The sequence below is a fragment of the Shewanella sp. S23-S33 genome, assembly GCF_043359565.1.
GTDB classification, from domain to species: domain Bacteria; phylum Pseudomonadota; class Gammaproteobacteria; order Enterobacterales; family Shewanellaceae; genus Shewanella; species Shewanella oncorhynchi.
This window is the reverse complement of the sequence record NZ_JBHFFD010000069.1, coordinates 99,877-118,275: the sequence shown is the minus strand read 5'-3', so window position 1 is coordinate 118,275 and position 18,399 is coordinate 99,877. Positions and strand designations below refer to the sequence as shown.

Annotated in this window: 13 protein-coding genes; 8 read left to right on the top strand and 5 right to left on the bottom strand. The window is 45.4% G+C overall.

Annotated elements, in window-relative coordinates; translation table 11 throughout:
- The first annotated feature begins 27 nt into the window (after nucleotides 1-27).
- The 5 genes from ACHA99_RS19490 (at nucleotide 28) to ACHA99_RS19470 (ending at nucleotide 8,249) form a co-directional block, all read left to right on the top strand.
- Nucleotides 28-3,702: an ATP-binding protein gene (locus ACHA99_RS19490; protein WP_393944495.1), complete on the top strand. Its 3,675-nt coding sequence runs from the start codon at nucleotides 28-30 to the stop codon at nucleotides 3,700-3,702.
- Nucleotides 3,703-3,814: 112 nt separating this feature from the next.
- Nucleotides 3,815-4,468, top strand: coding sequence for a hypothetical protein (locus ACHA99_RS19485; protein WP_011790751.1), 654 nt, complete (start codon nucleotides 3,815-3,817; stop codon nucleotides 4,466-4,468).
- Nucleotides 4,469-4,516: 48 nt separating this feature from the next.
- Nucleotides 4,517-5,737, top strand: coding sequence for a phosphoenolpyruvate carboxylase (locus ACHA99_RS19480; protein ID WP_393944663.1), 1,221 nt, complete (start codon nucleotides 4,517-4,519; stop codon nucleotides 5,735-5,737).
- A 2-nt stretch (nucleotides 5,738-5,739) separates the two neighbouring features.
- Nucleotides 5,740-6,612 carry a hypothetical protein gene (locus tag ACHA99_RS19475; protein ID WP_393944493.1) on the top strand — a complete coding sequence of 291 codons (873 nt, stop codon included), beginning with the start codon at nucleotides 5,740-5,742 and terminating at the stop codon, nucleotides 6,610-6,612.
- 392 nt (nucleotides 6,613-7,004) lie between these two features.
- Nucleotides 7,005-8,249, top strand: a complete 1,245-nt coding sequence (locus tag ACHA99_RS19470) for a dicarboxylate/amino acid:cation symporter (RefSeq protein WP_393944491.1) — start codon at nucleotides 7,005-7,007, stop codon at nucleotides 8,247-8,249.
- Between the two features lie 117 nt (nucleotides 8,250-8,366).
- Here ACHA99_RS19470 and ACHA99_RS19465 read toward each other — a convergent pair whose 3' ends face one another.
- Nucleotides 8,367-8,858 carry a TIGR00645 family protein gene (locus tag ACHA99_RS19465; protein ID WP_105250244.1) on the bottom strand — a complete coding sequence of 164 codons (492 nt, stop codon included), beginning with the start codon at nucleotides 8,856-8,858 and terminating at the stop codon, nucleotides 8,367-8,369.
- Nucleotides 8,859-9,253: 395 nt separating this feature from the next.
- Here ACHA99_RS19465 and ACHA99_RS19460 point away from each other — a divergent pair, with 395 nt between their 5' ends.
- Together ACHA99_RS19460 and ACHA99_RS19455 are read left to right on the top strand one after the other, a co-directional pair.
- The gene (locus tag ACHA99_RS19460; RefSeq protein WP_173496287.1) at nucleotides 9,254-9,823 is read left to right on the top strand and encodes a DUF7010 family protein; all 570 of its coding nucleotides are present in this window, start codon (nucleotides 9,254-9,256) and stop codon (nucleotides 9,821-9,823) included.
- Between the two features lie 218 nt (nucleotides 9,824-10,041).
- On the top strand, nucleotides 10,042-10,389 hold the full coding sequence (locus tag ACHA99_RS19455) for a BON domain-containing protein (protein WP_105250242.1): 348 nt from the start codon (nucleotides 10,042-10,044) through the stop codon (nucleotides 10,387-10,389).
- Between the two features lie 729 nt (nucleotides 10,390-11,118).
- Here the strand turns inward: ACHA99_RS19455 and ACHA99_RS19450 are convergent.
- The 3 genes from ACHA99_RS19450 to ACHA99_RS19440 form a co-directional block, all read right to left on the bottom strand.
- Nucleotides 11,119-11,667, bottom strand: coding sequence for a hypothetical protein (locus ACHA99_RS19450; protein WP_393944488.1), 549 nt, complete (start codon nucleotides 11,665-11,667; stop codon nucleotides 11,119-11,121).
- 431 nt (nucleotides 11,668-12,098) lie between these two features.
- Nucleotides 12,099-13,088, bottom strand: a complete 990-nt coding sequence (locus ACHA99_RS19445) for a nuclease-related domain-containing protein (RefSeq protein ID WP_393944486.1) — start codon at nucleotides 13,086-13,088, stop codon at nucleotides 12,099-12,101.
- 639 nt (nucleotides 13,089-13,727) lie between these two features.
- Nucleotides 13,728-14,720, bottom strand: coding sequence for a class 1 fructose-bisphosphatase (locus tag ACHA99_RS19440; protein WP_393944484.1), 993 nt, complete (start codon nucleotides 14,718-14,720; stop codon nucleotides 13,728-13,730).
- Nucleotides 14,721-14,986: 266 nt separating this feature from the next.
- Between ACHA99_RS19440 and ACHA99_RS19435 the strand changes: the two genes are divergently transcribed.
- Nucleotides 14,987-17,299, top strand: coding sequence for a S9 family peptidase (locus ACHA99_RS19435; protein ID WP_393944482.1), 2,313 nt, complete (start codon nucleotides 14,987-14,989; stop codon nucleotides 17,297-17,299).
- Between the two features lie 97 nt (nucleotides 17,300-17,396).
- On the opposite strand, the gene arcA is transcribed toward ACHA99_RS19435, so the two are convergent.
- Nucleotides 17,397-18,113 carry a two-component system response regulator ArcA gene (gene arcA, locus ACHA99_RS19430; RefSeq protein WP_006080127.1) on the bottom strand — a complete coding sequence of 239 codons (717 nt, stop codon included), beginning with the start codon at nucleotides 18,111-18,113 and terminating at the stop codon, nucleotides 17,397-17,399.
- Nucleotides 18,114-18,399: the final 286 nt, after the last annotated feature.

The following is an 18,399-nucleotide window of genomic DNA, read 5'->3' as shown; positions in this document are numbered from 1 at the left end:
GACTCTCCTGTTTGCATAAGGAATGAAATGGCAAGCTTGATTCGTATTGTGCTGATTGATACGCACCTTCCGGGCGTGGTGGAACTCGCCCTCAATGGTCATACCAACATTTGTGGTACTAACGCCTCGGGTAAAACGACATTACAACGTCTAGTCCCTGTTTTTTATGGTGAATACCCAAGCCGCGTGGTGCCTTCGACCCGCGACAGTTTCGAGCGTTGGTATTTGCCACACGATTCAAGCTACATCATTTACGAATATCAAAAGGCCGATGGCTTACTGTACCAAGCCGTGCTGGCCTCGGCGGGTGATGGTAAGGGCGTTAACTATCGTTTTATCGCCAAAGGTTTTGAGCTAAGCGATTATATTAAATCGCAAAATGGCGACACTATTTTGTGCCTTTCGATGAAGGAGTTAGGTATTAAGATGAAGCGCGAGGGAATCGGTGCTTCGAATTTGCTTAATACCCGTGAATATCGCGCCATTATTCAAAACGATCGCACCCTATTAAGCACGGGCAGCAACCGCAGCGAACTACGCGGTTATGCACGCCAATTTGCTCTGTGTGAGGGTGAGCATTCCCTGCGCCACATCGAAAAACTCGCTAAAGCGGTGCACTCCAAAGAAGGCAAGATGGAGACGGTCAAATCCATGATCGCCGCCATTTTAGAGGAGGACGGGGTTAATCCGCCCAGCTCACGCTTAAACCCGCAGCGCGTTGAGGCGTGGATCCGTGAGAGCCAACTTATCCAAGGCTTTGAAGTCATTCGCCCTGAGTTTGAAAAACTCGAGCAAGAATTTAACCAACTGCTCAGCGCCGAACTGCGTTTATCGAGTTTATCCCGTGGTTATCGCAACGATGAAACCTTAGAAGCCGATCGCCAAGATATTCAGCAAACCTTATCTAAAGAGCTGAATTTAAAGCTCAGATTGCTTGATGATGAATGGAAAGAGCAGCGCGATGAGCTCAATCTCGATTTATCGGCAGCTAAGGGCGATGTGGCAAAGTGCGAGTATGAGCTCGATGCCATTGAAGATCAGCACGCTGCTTTTTTAGATGCCAACATAGAACAAGCCAAGGTCGATCTTGAGATGCTGCCGAACTGGCGCACCGATGTTGAAAACCTAAGTGAACGCCATAAGCTGCAAACCGAGAAGCACCAAGACATTGAGGCGGCGTACAATGCCCGTCGCAGTAAGATTGGCGAGCAGTTAAACCGCGAGCTTGAAGGTTTGCATGCCGACCAAGACAAGCAGCGTGAAGCCCGCGATAAACAACGTGAAGTGGCGCGCACCGATATTGACGCCCTAGAGCTGCAATGGCGGAACCAAATGGATGCGGGCAAGGCTAGCTTTAGCGAGCAGGAATACCAATTCAAACTCACTGCCGCCGAGCTTAAATTACGTGTCGATGGCGTGACTTACACTGAAGAAGAAAAGCTGAGTCTCGCAATTTTCGATGAGCGTATTCACCGCGCCGACGAAGAACAAGAAAGCTGCAATGCCAAGGTTGAGCGCTTAAGCAGTGATGAGCGCAAGCTCAGAGCCAAACGTGACCAAGCCAACGAAGCCTTGCGTATCGCCACCTTAAGGGTGAATGAGCGTCAAACTGCGCTGGATGAACTGCACCACATGCTGTTCCCGCAATCCCACACCCTATTGGAGTTTCTGCGTAAAGAATCCCAAGGCTGGGAGCAAAGTTTAGGGAAAGTGATCGCGCCTGAACTACTGCATCGCACTGATTTACATCCAAGCTTAGTGACTGAATCGAGCGAAGCTTTCTTTGGCGTGCATTTAGATCTTAAAGCGATCGATGTGCCTGAATATGCCGCCTCCGAACAAGAGCTGCGTATTCGGTTAAGCAAAGCCGAAGAAGCCCACACTAGTGCCCAAGAAATGCAGGCCGAGGCCGAATCTCAGCTGGTGGCCATTAATGGCGAGTTGGATAATCTCAGCCGTGAACTGACCTTTGCCCGCACGGCGTACAAAAATAGCCGTGACGATCTGCGTCGCCTATTTGATGAAAAGCGCAGCGAGCAAGAGAAAATCAACAAAGCATTGAGCGAGCGCAAAGCCCATGCGGGACAAAGACTGACTCAACTCGATGGTGAGCTAAAACAACTTAAACATCAGCACGAACTCTGGCTCGAAGATCAAAAAGAGCAAGCGCTCGAAGCGCGCATGGAAAAGAATGCCTATTGGCAGGAAGTCATCGGCGCGCTCGACAACCAACTCGGCCAAATTAAAGCGACTATTGAAGGACGCCGCGAAAGCGCCAAAATCGAGCAGAAAGCCTGCGAGACTTGGTACAAAAACGAGCTTAAATCCCGCGGTGTGGATGAGGATAATATCCTCAAACTCAAGCAACAAATTCGTGAGTTAGAAACCAAAATCAGCTGCGCCGAGCAGCGTCGCAGCGACGTACTGCGCTTTGACGATTGGTATCAACACACTTGGCTTGCGCGCAAACCTAAACTGCAAACTCAGCTTAGCGATGTGAAGCGCGCGGTATCGGAAATCGATCAACAGCTTAAGGCGAAAACTCAGGATGTTAAGGCCCGTCGTCAACAACTTGAAACCGAGCGTAAAGTGTCCGATGCGGCGCAGGTTGAAGCTTCTGAAAACTTAACTAAGTTACGTGCCGTAATGCGTAAACTCGCCGAGCTTAAGTTACCGACCAATAACGAAGAAGCCCAAGGCAGCCTAGGCGAGCGTCTGCGCCAAGGTGAGGATTTGCTGCTAAAACGCGATTACCTGATGGGTTCGGTGAAGCAATATGTAGAGCATTTCGACTCAGTGATCGCCAGCAAGTCAGGTTCTGGCCTTGCGGAAACCTGGGAGCGTGCCCGCGAAGAATCGAGCTTTATCAACGACAAAGGCATTCGTCTGCTGGATTACCGTAAGTTAGTGCCACAGCTTGAGCAATTGCTGAACGTGATCGTGCCGCAATCGATTACTGCGCTGCGTGAGCAGGGGCGGATTTTCGGCGTCGACTTAACCGCTTTCTACGATGTGTTAGCCGATATCGACCGCCGCATTGCCTCCCAAAGTGCGCGTATTACCCGCGAAGTGGGCGAAGAGTTATTCCTCGATGGCGTGTCTGAATCGGCTGTACGTATTCGTTCGCGCATCAGTGAGTTAGAGTTCTGGCCTGAGCTTGAACAGTTCGTCAAAGCCTTTAAACATTGGAAAGCCGATGGCTTTAATGGCTTGCCCGATGAGGATTACACCAACAGCATGCGCCGCGCCTTAGACATTATCGGTCGCGCCGCATTAACGGGGGGCATCTCTAAGTTGCTGGAAATCGAGCTGCGCCTCAAAGAAGGTAACAGCGATTTGATCATCCGCACCGACAGACAGCTTAACGAATCCTCAAGCCACGGTATGGCGTATCTGATTTTGTGTAAGTTCTTGTTGGCATTCACGCGCTTGCTGCGTGGCCGCGCCGATGTGACCATTCACTGGCCAATTGATGAGTTGGGCACTTTGCACCATACCAACGTGAAGAAGATTTTCGATGCCTGCGAAAATAACAATATTTGTGTGCTGGGCGCCTTCCCGAACCCTGAGTCTGAGGTGCTGAACTTGTTCGCTAATCGTTACATTATCAACAAACAAACTAAGAAGTTGCAGGTGGTGAAGCCTAAGGTCAACCCAATTGCCGACATGTTGAATAAGCGTTTGTCGAAGGAGGCCATCTAATCATGCTTGAATTAAAACAAACCAAGATGTTGCAGGTGGTAAAACCTAAGGCTAACGTGAAAAGCGCAATTGCCGACATGTTGAATAAGCGTTTGTCGAAGGAGGCCATCTAATGAGTGATGCAACCCAAACCGTATTAGTTGGCACTGGCGCTTTGATTGAGCTGTTACTCAAGGGCGAGTTTATTTGTCGCACCACCAATGAAGAAGGCTGGCGCGCCCTTAAAAATAGCAGTACCCGCGAGCGGGTTGAAGCCTACTTAAACCAGATCAACCGTACCGTGGCGTCTGCCGCCGAAGGTGATGTGTTCTTCTGCGGTTACTTACAGTTAGGCGATGCCGAACGTAAAGTAATTTCATCGCAGTTTAAAGATATCTGTCAGGCATTGATCCCGCTGGTGGAATGGTTGGTATTAGTGCAAGAAGCCAGTGGCCAAGATGCGCCGCTGAGCGAAGGTGCGCCCGTGCGTTTAACCGAGCTGCAAAGCCGTATCGAAGACACGCCGGCGTTCCGTGAGCAGTTAGCCAAGCTCAGCCAATATCGTTTATTTGGCTCAACCAGCACTAACAGCGATGCGCAAATCAAATTAGTCTTCAAACGCTTAGTCGAACTCGGCTATTTAGTGCGCCCCAATGCGGAGAAGCAAATCTATATCGCCACGGGCAAGCTGGATTATTTGTATGAAGTCATTCGGTTTATCGACGAAACTGAAGGTTTAAGCCTAGAAGCGCAGGCGGAAACAGCGACCCAGCGGGACTTAATCTAATGTTGGCACTGTTAAACCTAGGTAAAAGCTGTGACCAAGGAGGCCATGATGAGCAGTAACTTACATCAGGCGGGTGTGAAACTGCTCAAGCAGTTAGGTCGCCATGCTGACATCATTATGGACACCTATTTAGCGGGCTCTCTTAACGAGGATGCACACGATCCAAGCGTGGTCGAAAAGCTTAAACAGGCAGGGATTTTATGGCGGCCAGAGCCAGATCAGGAGCTGCGGCTTAAGCGTTCTGTGCGAGCCTTGCTCGAAGAAGGCTTAAGTGACGAGCGCAATCGCCAAATCGACTCTAATGTCGGTTCGGCCTTAGCCACGATTAAAACCTTGGCCGATCATTATAAAGAGGCGCGTCATAGCTCAGATTACAGCGCCGCCGAGGCCTATTTATCAGATTTAAGCGAACATGTTTATAGTTTCGCCGACAGTCTGCGTTATTCGATCCGTGTGCTCTGGGGCCGGATCAACAACGAGTTCGGTTACGTTGGTACGATCAACGCTAAGATCCGCGAAAACGAATTAGCCCAAAGCCAAGTGTCTGAATTACTTAATGGCTTAGAGATGTTCCAGTTTAGTGAGCTAGGCGAAATCGCTGGCGATATCCGTGAACTGCGCAAGCTCTTAGTGACGACTTTGCAAGAAACCATGAGCGACTGCGCCCAGGAACTGAGCGTAGTGCAGGGGCGTTTACTCGAACTCTTAGGTCGCTTCAGACAAATCCGTGGCCGTACCCGTTTACTCAAGGGCTGGTTGCTCTACACTGATTTGCATCCGGATTATCGACCTGCGAACCATGTGTCCCACAAGGAAATTCCAAGTCTATTTAATCGCGCTGAAATCTTGCTCGCCCCTGCATCGGTAGATGTGCACAACGCCAGCCAAGAGCTGGAGTTGATGGGGATAGTCGCGCACATTAAAGCCATCAGCCGTCATCCTGTGATTGCGGCGGTGCGTGAGCATGATGTGTCCGTTTCTATCACCCAAAGTGAAGACTTCGATGTGCCGGATAATCCGCTTAAACAAGCGGTGGATGAGTATTTCGTCGATGTAATTGAGTCTGGCCTGCGCCAATCGGCGCTGGAATATCTGGCGGATAAGGCTTTGCCTTGGGACGCTGAAAGCTGGATTTATCAAGTGATTGGTGGCTACGAAGGTCTGCCCGATGAACACAAGGCTTATTTTGAGCTTGAGCCATTGGGCGAACCGCATCCCATCTATAGCGGCAACTTTATTATTCGCGATGTTGAACTTGGGCTCGCTTAAGCGTGGTTAAGTTAACGAGGGGACAATTGAGACTAATCGCGGGTGCACTAAAGGATCGCCCCGCGAAAGTGCTATTCAACCCGAAATGGCAGCAAATCTATCGCGAGTTAGAGATAGGCGAACCAGATGCATCTTATAAGTGGTTGTTTCTTAGTGCGCAGGATTTAGCTCAACTGCGCCAAGATGTAAAAAAACACCTTGGGCTGGATTTACTTTTCGATGATTTCAATGTCGATCGCATGGCGATGTCCGCCAAAAGTCACGATGAAAAGCTCGCTAAGATCCGCCCCGAAGCCGAATACGTTTTGATGAAGTATCTAGGTTTCGAATCTTCACCAACTGGGATTTCAACTCGCACATCACTGCGAATTCCTTTGGATGAAGCACAAAAGCATTGCCATGAACTCAATGTCGCAGCCATCCTAGTGGTTGAAAATTTGGATGTATTTGATGTTATCTATCAAGCGCGTTTACCACAGGATTTAACTCATGTGATGGTTATCTACCGAGGTAGCGGTCATCATTCCCCGATTGGCGTGCGGCATTTTTTGCAAGCGATGTTAGATAAATTGCCGATCATTGCCTTTACCGACTTAGATCCCGCAGGACTACAAATCGCCCATACCTTAATGGGCGTGACTCATTGGCTTGTGCCACAACTTGCGCTGACAGCACCTGCTGAGTTATTGGCAATAGCACAAATTAATTCTACTGATGATTTCGACAAGCAAGCGAAACAGGCTAAGTATTTGCAAAATACCGAGTTAAAGCATTGGCAAAAATTAGCCGTTTGGCTAAATCAACACTGTATTAGTATCAAACAGCAGCACCTGCTGCATCATCGGCTTGAGCTAGTACTACTGGCATACAGTTAACCTTTATCCTTCCCCATATCTCTGTAAAATGCGATATAAGTGGTTTTAAATGCTAATTAAAGTATTTATTCAGTTTTTAAATCTAGAGTTATCCCAATAAAACCCGTTAATCGTGATTTTTTTTGTTTTAATTCTGTTATTATTTTGATTTTAAAATAAAGTGGTCAACTGGTTGTTTATTATTCAGTTGTTTTTATTTTATTTAAAATCATATTGATATAAGTTTTTTGTGATGTGTTTTGCTTAATTTTAAATTAAATAAGTAAATTTATTCATTGAATTAACGGCTAGCATGTTTCACTATCCCCGCCTGAGCCAAAAATGGATTGGCAATTGTGCTCATCATGGAAGATGAATAACAAATAAATGACCTTTCTGGGGAAATCACAAGCATGATGAAATCACTTTCGACGCGGATCTTTATTGGTCTGTTTGCCGGCCTTATTTTCGGCACAATAGTGCAATACTTCTTAAACGATATCGGTTTTTTCTCGGGTAATTTAGTCGAGCTTGCTGGTGGCGTTGGTACTATGTTCGTCAATATGATCATGATGCTGGTTGTGCCACTCGTGTTTGTGAGCATCGTTTGTGGTGTCTGTGAGCTGCAAGATCTTAAAAGTTTTGGCCGCTTGGGCGGTAAGACCTTCGGTTTTTATATCATCAATACTGTCGTCGCAATCGCGACCGCATTATTAGTGGTGCTGCTACTCGAACCCGGTAAAGGTGTAGATATGAGCAGCACGGATGGCGTAGCGATTACAGCAACTGAGCTGCCAAGCCTGATGGCGCTGGTGATCGACATAGTCCCACGTAATCCTGTGACGGCTTTTATGTCGGGCAATATGCTACAGGTGATCTTTATGGCCTTGTTGCTTGGCGGTGTGATTAAGTCCCTTGGGGAGCATGTTGCGGGTGCTGTCCAAGGTTTTCAAACCGCCAATAAAATCATGATGAAACTGATTTCTGTGGTGATGAGTCTTGCGCCCTATGGTGTATTTGCCTTGATGTTTAAACTCGGCGCGACCTTAGATGCAGGTGTGTTTATGAGTGTGGTTGAGTATATGGTGCTGATCCTCGCGCTGCTGCTACTGTGGATTTTTGTGGTTTATCCTATGGCAGTGGGGGTATTTACTCCTATTTCAGCCAAAACCTTCCGCGAGAAGACCCAAGAGCAAGTGCTGTTTTCACTCTCGACTGCAAGTTCAAATGCGACTATTCCCGTGACCATGCGTACTTTAACGGACAAGTTAGGCGTGAACCGTGCTGTTGCTGGTTTTGGCGTACCGCTGGGGGCGACCATGAACATGGGCGGTGTGGCGATCTATATCACTATTGCGATTTTCTTTGTCGCCAACGCTTTTGGCATGCCCATTACCACTGAGCAATTGCCTTCGCTGTTATTTAGTGTCTTCCTATTATCTGTCGGTGCGGGCGGTGTTCCCGGTGGCGGCATGGTGATGATAGGTGTATTAATCCATCAAATGGGTTTACCGATAGAAGCCTTTACCATAGTGGCGGCCTTAGATCGGATTATTGATATGGTGCTGACATCCTGTAACGTGGTTGGTGATACTGCGGTGTTGACTATAGTGGATCAAACCGAGAAAGTGCATCAGCTTGAGTCAGCGAAGAGTTAATGTGCCACTAAGTCGTATTCTATAAAAACAAAAGCCACTGAAAACAGTGGCTTTTGTTTAATATTCTCTATGCTGGTATTGATGTGTTGCTAGGTTAGCATCAACAATGTTAGCCCATTACTTAGTGCGAGTAATTTTATCCAGATAGCCCATGGCAAAGGCTGATAATACAAAGGTGATGTGTATTAACAGATACCACATGATTTTGTCGTTATCGATATTCTTCACATCCATAAAGATTTTCAGTAGGTGAATAGACGAAATCGCCACAATCGACGCCGCCACTTTGTTTTTCAGTGAGCCAGAATCTAATTTACCCAGCCAACTTAGCTTCTCACTGTCTTCGCCTACATCCAGCTGCGAGACGAAATTCTCGTAGCCAGAAAACATCACCATCACAATCAGGCCGCCCACGAGGGTGATATCAATCAAGGACAGGGTCACCAGCACTAAATCCACTTCAGTCATCTCAAAAATGATCGGCAGAATATGGAAGATCTCTTGGAAGAATTTAATGCCTAAACCCAATAAAACAAAGCTGAGTCCTAAATAAATTGGCGCCATAATCCAGCGCGATGCATACATTAATTTTTCAAATATTTGTTCCATAATCCATTAAACCCTTTATCTAAAATGCGGTAAAAAATCGAGTCACTAATGACTAAAACAGTAACATAATGCACTTTATGCGCGCTATTACCCAATCACAAGGGCGTGAGTTATATGCTGTTATTGTGTTTTTTTGTAACCTCTGTGGTTATTTAACCCATATTTGGGTGTTAGTGGCGCCACATCGTTTAATGTGCACAGCCTTTGATATGTCTGATCGTCGCTTTTTTCAACCTAATACCAAGCAAATTCAGCCATGGATGATCATTTTTCTTGGCATTTTAGGGCTTTGATGAAGGAAGTGACATTTGTCATCCTAGATTGCTGACAACTCACACTGCCGTGATGGACATTTTACGCAGATACTTAAGTCATCTAAACAAGGAGGCTTAATCATGCAACATAAATCACTGGACCAACAATTAATCGAATACCGTCAACAACGTGCTTTAGCTATGCCCTTATCTGGCATGATTGTGTGGATCCTACTGTTTGTATTGAGCCTTGTATTACCTCCTTCGCAGTTGGTGATGGCGGTCTTTATCGGTACTGGTTCTATTATCTACCTTGCCATGGGTATTTCGCGGCTGACAGGCGAGAATATCTCGTTTAAGAAAAGCGCTGAGCGTAATTGGTTTGAGACTGTGTTTCTCGCTGCGATGGGGATGAGTTTTTTAACCTTTAGCATCAGTATTCCCTTTTTTATGGAAAATTATCTGGCTTTGCCTTTCGCCCTTGCGGTGCAAACAGGTTTAATGTGGTTAGTCCACGGTGTTTTAGCAGCGCAAAAGGTGGCCATAGTGCATGCGATAGTGCGCACCTTAGCCTGTGTGGCAGCTTTCATGCTCTGGCCCGAGCTGAGCTTTCAAATTCAGCCTCTAATCGTGGTGTTTTGTTATGTTTTTTCAATTCCCGTGATGCAGCGCCGTTGGAAGATTCAGCAAAATCTGTGTGCTAGCAATTAGTGGGTTATTTTTGGGTTATTGTGTAGATTTTGGCTTTGCGGCCTAATGGCCGAGGTGCATCAAAGTCGTGGGGCTTCAGCCCTGACGCTTAATCAAGAGTCTAACAAGGTGATCTCGCCCTAGATCGATTTGTATGTCTGCCAGCGCACAGAGCTCAAACTGGTGTTATTGCATTATGGTTATTACCCTGCACTTTTTGCAGTGTGAAGGAGCTTATAATGCAAACCATGAAACTTACGTTCGTTACCGCTGGTGTTGTACTCGTTGGTAGTTTGCTGCTTAACGGTTGTGATAGTGGCAATGTGAATACTCAAACAGGTACACCAGACTTAACTGTAACAACCGAGGATGGTACTGGTGATGATATTAAAATTGCCACAGCAGTTAATACTGCGTTGATCGCTGATCAGCAGCTACAAAATTTAGATATTCAGATAGAAACCCGCAAGGGCGATGTCACCATTTCCGGCAATGTAAATAGCCAAGCTCAGAAAGACCAAGCTGAACGGGTGACGGCAGCAACCTCTGGTGTGCACTCGGTAAATAATCGGTTGGAAGTAAAATAGCAATGTCAGTAAAGCCGCCTGTTTGATGTATTCAATCGACAGACGACAAACAGGAGTGGCAGCTCTTATCTGGCTTTAATTCACCGCTTATGCCACAAAATACCAATCCCCGCCAACCATGCTGCGGGGCGTTGGCCTTCTTGATTTATAAATGTGTGAGTCCAGCTATGGTCACTCACACTGGCCTTGCGGCTGCTGTGGCAAATTTGTGCTTTGGAGTTTGTACCTGTCGTGATTTTCTTTGCGCCACATTTTGCACTTGCTACGTAGCTTTTGGCTTTGTGGCCTTACGGCCTAGAAAGTCCTAGGGCTTCACCCCTGACGTTTAATTAAGAGTCGACCAAGGAGGACTGCTCGTCCTTGTCTTTTTAATTGTTAATTCTACTGGTGTAGAACCTTCGATTTTTAGTTCACGTCCATATTGTAGTTGCAGATTTATACGGCCTTACGGCCGAGGTGAATCAAGGTCGTGGGGCTTCACCCCACACCCGACCAAGGAGGACTGCTCGTCCTATCTTCCTTGGATGCTCCATGACGCCCCCAACGGAGTTGAAAGCCCCTTGGGCATTTAGCGTCCTTATGCTATCGCGTCAGACGCTCATCCCTGATTCGACTGACGCTATCTCGGCATCCATGCCTCGATCACGCAACGAACGCAAATGCCCTGCGGCAACTCCGAGGGGAGGTGAACTTCTGTGATCTCGGTGTTGGCTGTTAACCCCAAAAGAGTTATGCCTGTCCAGATTCTATTTTCTTAATGGCCCAATAAGTTTCCCAATGTATTTTAGCTTGCCAGAGTTCATAAGCCAAAAATGTTATAATAGTAGCGAACATCATTAAGAAACCTTTTAATAGGTCTGTTTTGACACTATTAAATTCGAGATGCTGTGATGCTACAAATAAAGTGATGTTATTATTCTCTAGTGTATCGCTGCTAACTACACGTTTTAAAGCATTTAAATAATCGCTATTTTCAAAGGCGAAACTACTTTTCTTGAAGTATTTGATATCACTAGTTGATGTTTTATTACACTTATTAACACTATCACTGATTAGCTTGTCTATTTTTTCACTTGGGTGTTTTTCTGTTTTTTTAACAGAAAATGGGTAGTTGAAACCTGCCCAAAATTGGCCACTGCTATCAAGGCTAATAACACAAAACACATCTATCGCTTTACCATATTTTGTGATGGACTTAATTGAATGTGTACTGATTTCTGTCCAGATAAATCTACCGTATTGATGTTGAAATATATAGGCATTCCTTTTTCTTGCCATTCGGGTAGATTATCTAATTCTGATAGCCTTGATAAACCCAATGAACTTAAGAAAAAAGCAGATATTAATAAAAGTGACTGCAGTGAGAAAATTGATACCAACATTGAATTTTTATATCTTGGCTTTTTAAATTCAACAAATGAAAAAGGCTTTTTTATTAAGCTAGTCGAGAAATATGATACTAAACCTGAAATGCAGAATAGGCTCACAATCCCATTCCATTCAATGCTAGTTAGATAGATTTGATAGAAGTGACTATGACTAATTAACTCGGATAGATACTTTGTGAAGAATATAGATGATAAGAAAAACAATAGCGTAATGCAGCTCATATGCAATAGCACTGGTAATAAAAAGTACCTCAACTTAATTTGATAGGGCTTCATGTTCGGTGTAGTAGACAAAATTATGAGTATCCTAATTGATTTCGTTTAGATAACCCTATAAAGATTATCACAATCATTACAATGTAGTGTGTAGGCTTCTTTAGCTTTAGTTATTTTCGTTTGTGTGCTTTGGCACTGTGGGCACGCTTGTTTCATTGGTGTGTTTTTGGTGCATTGATTGCATTTAATGTAGTAACCAAACTTACCGTACATTGGGGTGTAATTTGTTGATTCTCCGCAATGTTTACAGCTAAGAATGCTGTGTGTAGTAGATTGCGTTATTGCTTGGGTTTGAGCTTCAACTGCTTTGTTAACTTTAAAGTGTACGATAGGCTCTCTGACTTGTTGTGTCTGCGGGAGCGTTTGTTCACTTGTTGGCTGATGTAGATCTATATGTCGATCGATTAAAAAGTTCGCAATTGAATTGAGTTCATGTTGATTAAAGTCGGGGCGGGTATCGCTTACATTTATAATGCGCATGAACTTGCTTTTAAGATTCATGATTTTTTCAAGTTTATCGACTAAAAACTCTGTTTTAACTAGCAGCTCTGAAATAGCGGTTGGCATAGTATCTCTGTTGATTACCGCATCGCTTGATACCGCGCACACATGGTCCCAGCAACGCATACTAAAACTTTGTTGTCTTATACCAAGTAATTTTCCTAGAATTTCACTTCTATGCTGTTTTAGCATTTCTTTAAGCAGTGCTTGTTGTAGTTCAACTTGCTTGATAGGAGACGGCATACCAAACCATTTACTTCCGTGACTGCGAGTCCATTCACCCTGTTGGTTCACATCCACATGGCCTTTTATGCTTTTAGATTCAATTAAAACAAAGCCATAGGGGTAAATGATTAAGTGATCAATTTGCGCGGTTTCGTCATTAAAGGTGAATCGAAAATCATTGATGACCAACACTTCAGGATGATCTTTGAAGGCGCGGCGTAAATAGAAGGCAACATCCTGTTCTTGTTTTTGACCCGCAATCGTTTGTGGTGTTTGGGTATTTTGAAGTGATTTGGTTTTTAGAATCATTTATCAACAGCATCCATTCATAACTTGATAATAATCAGCCTCATAATACCCACTTTGCAGTTCAAAGATAAAGACAAAAATAGCTAATCATTAACGCTGGGAGTGTCATTATTGACTATCAGATATACACAGGGTTTAGCTGGATTAAAAAAGATGGTTCAGGAACCAATCTTTTGGGATTAACAGCTAACTCTGAGATTGCAGAAGTTCATCTTTCCCTGCGAAGTTGCAGAAGGGCATTGAAGACTCTTTATTAAAGGCCAAAGAGCAAATAGGCTTCATTTTTATGCCTTGATTACTTTCCAATAACTCCAGTGTCTGAGGAATACACTATCCCCTCGGAGTTGCCGCAGGGCGAATAGACAAATTGCGTGAGTCTCGGCATGGATGCCGAGCTAGCTTTCGCAGGTGCAGGGACGCATCCTTAGGAAGCGATAGCAGATTTGGCAATGAGCACAAGGGGCTTTCAACTCCGTTGGGGACGTCATGGAGCATCCAAGGAGGATAGGACGAGCAGTCCTCTTTGGTCGGGTGTGGGGTGAAGCCCCACGACCTTCTCGGCCGCAAGGCCGTATAAATAAAAAAAGCCACTGTAATCAGTGGCTTTATCCAAAAAAATCAAAATCTAAGCGATTCGGCTTACTCTATATTTGGCTCTTCACTGTAATCAATACCGTGATAGCTCAGGCAAGCGTCGACTTCGTTGCTGCTACCTAAAATCACGGCAACACGTTGGTGAATTTGTGTTGGTTGAATATCCAAAATGGTTTCATAACCGGTAGAAGCCTTACCGCCAGCTTGTTCGACTAAGAAGGCCATTGGGTTGGCTTCGTACATCAAGCGCAGTTTGTACGGTTTTTTAGGATCTTTATTGTCGGTTGGGTAAGTGAAAATACCACCGCGAGATAGCACGCGGTGTACATCGCCGACCATGGCCGCAATCCAGCGCATGTTGAATGATTTTTCGCGTGGGCCAATTTTACCGAGCAGTAAATCGGCAATATAGGTTTGCATTGGCGCTTCCCAAAAACGTTGGTTCGACATGTTAATGGCAAATTCGGCTGTGTCTGGGCTAATGCTCATGGCGGCATTCGTCAGTAAAAACTCATTGGTTTCTGGGTGCAAAGTAAACAGTTGCACGCCTTGGCCTGTGGTTAATGCCAGCATGGTCGATGGACCATAAAGTACATAACCTGCGGCTAATTGTGCGCGGCCAGATTGTAAAAAGCTGGTTTCAGTCAGCTCGCCAGCAGGGGCTGGCAGGACGGAGAAAATGGTGCCGACTAACGAGTTGATATCTATATTAGATGAGCCATCTAGCGGATCGAAACACACCAGATATTGACCATTTTGGCTGACTTCAACCACATGATCTTCTTCTTCCGACGCTAAACCGCGCACTGTACCGTCAGCTTTTAAGGCATCTTTGAGCATGTCGTTGGTGATGATATCCAGTTTTTTCTGGGTTTCACCTTGGACGTTTTCTTGCTCGGTCGCGCCTAACACGCCCGCAAGTGCACCGTGGCGAACGGCATGGCTAATGGCTTTTGAGGTGTCGGCTAAGGTTAAAATTAGGTGGGAGAGGGAGTCGTTCACTGCCTGTGAGGTCAGGTACTGGGCCAGAGTCTGCATGTTATGTCCTTTAGAGGTTCAACAATGAGGTCAATTTCGTTATTTGCCGCGAATGATAACTCAGTTAGTCGACAATTTCAGCGATGTTGCTGATGCTTTTAGCGAATATTAAGGCTTTTTGGGATTATTTGGATTGAGCTTGGCGCAAGGGCCTAATTTGTATCGGCATATTGCATGCTATTTCTATTTAGGGTTTGCCTCTGGCACAATGTCGGCTTGTTTTTAATCGCTGACATCTTAGGCGATTATGTTTCCAAGGAATAATAATGATTAAAAATAGGTTAACTTGGTTTCCTGCGTGCTCACTTAAGGTGCGCGCCGTTCCCCTACTGATAGCGAGCCAAATGGCCATGATTTCGACAGCTATGTTTTCAATTACCCCAGCTTTTGCAATGGAAGGCGGCAAACTGCCACTGACGATTGAGCGAATGAATGCCTCGCCCGCATTAGCGGGCACCAGTCCTCGTGGTTTGAAACTGTCACCCGATGGTCAGCGCGTCACTTATCTTGCGGGCCGTAAAGACAATCAAAACTTTTATGATCTCTGGCAGATGGATGTAAAGACTGGCAAATCTAGCCTATTGCTCAATGCCGATAAGTTGGCAAGCAATGAATTATCCGATGAAGAAAAGGCCCGCCGCGAACGCCAACGTATTTATGGCGAAGGCATTATGGAGTACTTCTGGGCCGATGATAGCCAAGCGCTATTAATTCCGGCTGCTGGTAATCTGTATTATTTTTCATTAGTGGATAACAGAGTCAGCCAACTTCCCATTGGCGAAGGGTTTGCCACAGATGCGCGCCTATCACCCAAGGGACATTTTGTGTCTTTCGTGCGGGATCAAAATCTGTATGTGTTAGATCTGGCGACCAAAAAACTCCAAGCTATGACGAGCGATGGCGGCGGGGCGATTAAAAATGCCATGGCCGAGTTTGTCGCTCAGGAGGAAATGGATCGCATGACAGGTTATTGGTGGGCGCCGGATGAATCGGCCATCGCCTTTACCCGTATTGATGAGTCCGGTGTCGAGCAAGTAACCCGTAACGAAATCTATGCTGACGGTATTAAACTTACTGAGCAGCGCTATCCCTATGCCGGCAAAAACAATGTCGACATCGCCCTCGGTGTGGTCACGCTAAAAAATAAAGCTATCAATTGGGTGACTCTGCGCGAAGAGAACAGCGAAGACAAGAGCAAAGATATTTACCTGCCGCGGGTCGATTGGTTGCCCGATAGCAAACATTTATCGTTCCAGTGGCAGAGCCGCGATCAACATCAGCTAGATTTGCAACTGGTGGCGTTAGATGCGCTGACTAAGCCAAAAACCTTAGTGAAAGAACGCAGTAACGCTTGGGTGAACCTCAATAACGATCTGCACTTTTTAAAACAACAATCGGCTTTTATTTGGGCATCTGAGCGTGACGGTTTTAATCATCTGTATCTTTTTGACTTAAAAGGCAAACTTAAAACGCAATTGACTCAGGGCGAGTGGGCTGTTGATGCGTTGGAATACATAGATGAAACCGCTGGTTGGGTATATTTCACTGGCCGCAAAGATACGCCAATCGAGAAACAACTTTATCGCGTGCCTTTAGCGGGTGGCAAGGTTGAGCGGGTAAGCAAGCAAGCGGGCATGCACGACCCTGTGTTTGCCGACAATCAAAGTGTGTATCTGGATTATTTCAATAGTTTATCTCAGCCACCGCAGGTCAGTTTACACGGTGACAAGGGCCAGCAACTGGCTTGGGTTGAGCAAAATGAAGTCAAGCAAGGCCATCCTTTATATGACTATGCGAGTCTGTGGCAACTCCCTGAATTTGGTGAACTGAAAGCCGAAGATGGCCAAGTGTTGCAAACCCGTTTATTCAAACCTGTGCCGTTTGATGCGAGCAAGAAATACCCTGTCGTTGTACGGGTTTACGGTGGGCCGCACGCACAGTTAGTGACCAACAGTTGGAGCGAGCAGGACTACTTTACCCAGTATCTGGTTCAACAAGGCTATGTGGTGTTCCAGTTGGATAACCGCGGCAGCGCCCACAGGGGCACAAAGTTTGAGCAAGTGATTTACCGTCACTTGGGTGAAGCTGAAGTCAAGGATCAAAAAGTGGGAGTGGACTATTTACGCAGTCTGCCATTTGTCGATGCCGATAATGTGGCAATTTACGGCCACAGTTACGGTGGTTATATGGCCTTGATGAGTCTATTTAAGGCGCCCGATTACTTTAAAGCCGCGATTTCGGGTGCACCTGTAACCGACTGGCGCTTGTATGACACCCATTACACTGAGCGTTATTTAGCTCATCCCGAGGGGAATGAAAAGGGTTATGAAGCCAGCAGTGTGTTCCCTTATGTGAAAAACTATCAAGCGGGTTTGTTGATGTATCACGGCATGGCCGATGATAACGTCTTGTTTGAAAACAGCACTCGGGTTTATAAGGCGTTGCAGGATGAGGGCAAACTGTTCCAGATGATCGATTATCCTGGATCTAAACATTCGATGCGTGGCGAGAAAGTGCGTAATCACTTATATCGCTCACTGGCAGATTTCCTCGATAGGCAGTTGAAAAACGCCAAATAGCAGGCATAAAAAAACCAGATCCTAGGATCTGGTTTTTTGTGAATAGATTTTTATCAAACCAATCCAGTTTCTAATGCGGATATCGCTTAGCGGGCTATTAGCCTTCTAAGTTACCGCAAAAACGATAGCCTTCACCGTGAATAGTTGCGATGATTTCTGGCGTATCTGGCAAGCTTTCGAAATGCTTACGGATACGACGGATAGTCACGTCTACAGTACGATCGTGTGGCTTAAGTTCACGGCCAGTCATTTTCATCAGTAGATCGGCACGAGTCAAAATTTTGCCTGGGTTTTCAACAAAGTGCAGCATAGCACGGAACTCGCTACGTGGCAGTTTGTAAGATTCACCCTGTGGACTCACTAATGAACGGCTGTTGATCTCTAAGCTCCAATCATTGAAGCGGTAGTATTCTACTGAGCTCTTTTCTTCGACTTCAGCGCCAGCGCTGTTGACACGAGTCAGAAGGTTACGAGCACGAATCGTTAATTCACGTGGGTTGAACGGCTTGGTAATATAATCGTCCGCGCCAATTTCAAGTCCAAGAATTTTGTCGACTTCGTTGTCACGACCTGTCAGGAAGATAAGACCGATGTTGTTGATTTCACGTAGTTCACGTGCCAACAATAGACCATTCTTACCTGGCAAGTTAATGTCCATAACGACCAAGTTAATTTTGTTTTCCTGCATAGCCTTATGCATTTCTGCGCCATCATTGGCCTCAGTTACCACATACCCTTCTGCCTCGAAAATACTTCTCAGCGTGTTACGGGTAACGGCTTCATCTTCAACGATCAGAATGTGCGGATTTTGCATATTATTTACCTAAATTTTAATCAGTTTATACTAACCAATAAGAGCAACTTACTTCGGGCTCTTATATTCATAAAAGCGTTGATACTTCCTTGAACTGCTTTGTGCTCAAAAGGAAAATCTTTACGGTGACATCTATATCTGGATGTAGATTAAGTGCACGTTTAAGTGTAATACGAGAAAACGTAATCAGTACCAACTTCGATAAGCAATAGTTAGAATAAGTTCCTTAACTATTGTTTTTTTTAAATGTTTAAAAGACAAATCAAATGTAGAACAGATTTTAAAC

Bases quoted from the DNA above. Each gene is read 5' to 3' on its own strand.
- ACHA99_RS19490 (WP_393944495.1), top strand. From the start codon at position 28: ATGGCAAGCTTGATTCGTATTGTGCTGATTGATACGCACCTTCCGGGC.
- ACHA99_RS19485 (WP_011790751.1), top strand. From the start codon at position 3,815: ATGAGTGATGCAACCCAAACCGTATTAGTTGGCACTGGCGCTTTGATT.
- ACHA99_RS19480 (WP_393944663.1), top strand. From the start codon at position 4,517: ATGAGCAGTAACTTACATCAGGCGGGTGTGAAACTGCTCAAGCAGTTA.
- ACHA99_RS19470 (WP_393944491.1), top strand. From the start codon at position 7,005: ATGATGAAATCACTTTCGACGCGGATCTTTATTGGTCTGTTTGCCGGC.
- ACHA99_RS19465 (WP_105250244.1), bottom strand. From the start codon at position 8,858: ATGGAACAAATATTTGAAAAATTAATGTATGCATCGCGCTGGATTATG.
- ACHA99_RS19460 (WP_173496287.1), top strand. From the start codon at position 9,254: ATGCAACATAAATCACTGGACCAACAATTAATCGAATACCGTCAACAA.
- ACHA99_RS19455 (WP_105250242.1), top strand. From the start codon at position 10,042: ATGCAAACCATGAAACTTACGTTCGTTACCGCTGGTGTTGTACTCGTT.
- ACHA99_RS19450 (WP_393944488.1), bottom strand. From the start codon at position 11,667: ATGGCAAGAAAAAGGAATGCCTATATATTTCAACATCAATACGGTAGA.
- ACHA99_RS19445 (WP_393944486.1), bottom strand. From the start codon at position 13,088: ATGATTCTAAAAACCAAATCACTTCAAAATACCCAAACACCACAAACG.
- ACHA99_RS19440 (WP_393944484.1), bottom strand. From the start codon at position 14,720: ATGCAGACTCTGGCCCAGTACCTGACCTCACAGGCAGTGAACGACTCC.
- ACHA99_RS19435 (WP_393944482.1), top strand. From the start codon at position 14,987: ATGATTAAAAATAGGTTAACTTGGTTTCCTGCGTGCTCACTTAAGGTG.
- arcA (WP_006080127.1), bottom strand. From the start codon at position 18,113: ATGCAAAATCCGCACATTCTGATCGTTGAAGATGAAGCCGTTACCCGT.